We start from the raw sequence: 2780 nt of genomic DNA, 5'->3' as shown, positions 1-2780 counted from the left end.
GGGGTGGCGCGCTACCCCGCCGCGCCCGGGCGGCCCACCGCGAGCGCACGGCGCGCCACCCCCGCGCCCGCCCCGGCCGCCGCGCCGGCGGCGGTGGATTCGCCGCACCGCCAGCCTGCTGGTGCTGGTGGTGTTGGCGGCGGCCGCCGGACTGGTCGGTGCGACGGTCTGGGCCGACCGCGGGCTGCACCACATCGCCGCGCTGACCGGCTATTCGCAGCGGCCGGCCGCCGGCAGCGGAACCACCTGGCTGCTGGTCGGCTCCGACAGCCGCCAGGACCTCAGCGCCGACCAGCAGGCCGCGCTGGCGACCGGCGGCGACCTCGGCGACGGGCGCACCGACACCGTGCTGCTGGTGCACCTGCCCCGGCCGGGATCCTCGGGCGCCACCACGGTGGTCTCCCTGCCCCGCGACTCCTACCTGCCGATCCCCGGCTACGGCACCGACAAACTCAACGCCGCCTACAGCCTGGGCGGGGCGGCGCTGCTGGTGCAGACCGTCGAACAGGCCACCGGGCTGCGGGTCGACCACTACGCCGAGATCGGGTTCGCCGGGTTCGCCGAGGTGGTCGACGCGCTCGGCGGGGTGCAGATGTGCCTGCCGGAGCCGATCGACGACCCGCTGGCCGGGCTGCAGTTGCCGGCCGGCTGCCAGCGCCTCGACGGCGCCGCCGCGCTGGGCTATGTGCGCACCCGGGCGACGCCGCGGGCGGATTTGGACCGCATGGTCGACCAGCGGATGTTTCTCGCCGCGCTGCTGCACCGGGCGAGCAGCCCCGCGGTGTGGCTCAACCCGGTGCGCTGGGCCACCGCGGCGCCGGCGGCCCTGTCCGCGCTCACCGTCGACGACGGCGACCGGATCTGGGACCTGGCCCGGCTGGCCTGGGCGCTGCGCGGCGACAGCACCGACGTCACGGTGCCGATCGGCGAGTTCAGCCAGAGCGACGCCGGCGCGGTGGCGCTGTGGGACGACGGGCAGGCCGCCGCGCTCTTCGACGCGCTGCGCACCGGAGCGCCGGTTCCCGCCGCCGTCCTCGACGCCCAACCGTGAGACCGCCGACACAATTCTCATCCGCAAATTAACAACGGCCATTTATCGGCAGCAAAAGTCAGCCTAACTTTATTTAGGTAAAGCTTGCCGAAGTAAGCCTCACCTGGCATGCTCGCAGTCTTCACCTGGGCTATCATGGGCGACATGAGCGATATTGATAGCCACAAGACGAAATTCCATGCCCTTTTGCAAGAGCAGATTTACAATGAATTCACTGCCGCTCAGCAATATGTCGCTATTGCCGTTTATTGCGATGGTGCCGATCTTCCGCAATTGGCGAAATACTTCTACGGCCAGGCGGTGGAGGAACGCAACCACGCCATGATGCTGGTGCAGTACCTGCTCGATCGCGGCGCCCCGGTGGAGATCCCGGGCACCGACACGGTGCGCAACGAGTTCGCCACCGCCCGCGAGGCCGTGGCGCTGGCGCTGGACTCCGAGCGCACCGTCACCGAGCAGGTCACCCGGCTGGCCGCGGTGGCCCGCGACGAGGGTGACTACCTCGGCGAGCAGTTCATGCAGTGGTTCCTCAAGGAGCAGGTCGAGGAGGTCGCCCAGATGACCACCCTGCTCAACGTCGCCGACCGCGCCGGGGCCAACCTGTTCGAGCTGGAGACCTTCCTGGCCCGCGAGACGGGGTCGGCCTCGCCCGAGCCGGGAGCCCCGCGGGTGGCCGGCGGCAGCCTCTAACACCGCTAGCCTCTCCAGGCCTCTCTAGCCCGCCGGCGCCTCTTCGCGCAGCCAGGCCTTCACCCGCGCCGGATGGTGCGTGGCCAGCCAGGCCACCCCGACGTCGCGGCAGAACCGGGCGTCGTCGAAGCGGTCGACGGTCCAGCAGTACAGGGCCCGCCCCTGCGCGGCTGCCCGGTCCACCAGCTGCGGGTGGGCGCGCAGGGTCGCGATCGAGGGGCCGATCGCGGTGGCCCCGACCGTGGTGGCCGCACCGCCGCCCAGCGTGCGGGTGGACTTGCCCAGCAGCACGGTCGGCAGCAGCGGCGCGGCCCGGCGCACCCGCCACAGCGCGGCGGCCGAGAACGACATCACCACCGCGCGGGAATGGTCGGCGGAGGCCGGGGTCGCGATGCCGAACCGGCGCAGCAGGGCCAGCAGCCGGTTTTCGACCTGCGCGCCGTAGCGCACCGGGTGCTTGGTCTCGATGAAGATCTTCACCGGCCGACGCCAGTCGAGCACCAGCCCCAGCAGCGCATCGAGGGTCAACAGGCCGCCGTCGCGGTCCCCCGGATCGAGGTGGCGGTCGCTGTGGTGCACCGCGTAGTCGAGGGCGCGCAGCTGCGCCAGGGTCATGGTGCTGACCGGGCCGACACCGTTGGAGGTGCGGTCGACGCGCCGGTCGTGCACGCAGACCAGATGCCCGTCGCGGGTCAGGCGCACATCGCATTCCACGCCGTCGGCACCCTGCTGCAGCGCCAGGTCGTAGGCCGCCAGGGTGTGCTCGGGCAGATCGACCGAGGCGCCGCGGTGGGCCACCACATAGGGGTGTCCGCCGGTCGCCCCGCCAGCCATGCCCATTCCCCTATGCTGCCGGTTCGCTTCCCGCCGGCTCAAGGGTTTCCCGAGCCGCGGGGTCGGGGGGCTCGGGAAACCCATGAGCCTGACTCAAATACACAAAAGACCCAGCAGAACAACAATTAGATGAACATAACCGTTCTCTCCGAAAAATTAAAAAAAAAAAGTTCACCCGAATCACCGTGCCGTTGGCGTTGCCGGC

At 70.6% G+C, this 2780-nt stretch carries 3 protein-coding genes; 2 read left to right on the top strand and 1 reads right to left on the bottom strand.

The window, feature by feature from the left end; translation table 11 throughout:
• Window positions 1–1051 (top strand): LCP family protein (locus B8W67_RS19990; protein ID WP_420845615.1); only part of this gene is annotated, 1051 nt, incomplete at its 5' end.
• A 144-nt stretch (window positions 1052–1195) separates the two neighbouring features.
• Window positions 1196–1741, top strand: coding sequence for a ferritin (locus B8W67_RS19985; protein WP_069393088.1), 546 nt, complete (start codon window positions 1196–1198; stop codon window positions 1739–1741).
• A 24-nt stretch (window positions 1742–1765) separates the two neighbouring features.
• On the opposite strand, the gene B8W67_RS19980 is transcribed toward B8W67_RS19985, so the two are convergent.
• Window positions 1766–2581, bottom strand: a complete 816-nt coding sequence (locus B8W67_RS19980) for a glycerophosphodiester phosphodiesterase (RefSeq protein ID WP_084228956.1) — start codon at window positions 2579–2581, stop codon at window positions 1766–1768.
• Between the last annotated feature and the right edge of the window lie 199 nt (window positions 2582–2780).

Origin of the sequence: Mycolicibacillus koreensis, from assembly GCF_002104795.1 — a bacterium.
Lineage (GTDB): Bacteria > Actinomycetota > Actinomycetes > Mycobacteriales > Mycobacteriaceae > Mycobacterium > Mycobacterium koreense.
The sequence above is the reverse complement of the archived record's forward strand: the minus strand, read 5'-3'. Positions and strand labels throughout refer to the sequence as shown.

Bases quoted from the DNA above. Each gene is read 5' to 3' on its own strand.
- B8W67_RS19985 (WP_069393088.1), top strand. From the start codon at position 1,196: ATGAGCGATATTGATAGCCACAAGACGAAATTCCATGCCCTTTTGCAA.
- B8W67_RS19980 (WP_084228956.1), bottom strand. From the start codon at position 2,581: ATGGGCATGGCTGGCGGGGCGACCGGCGGACACCCCTATGTGGTGGCC.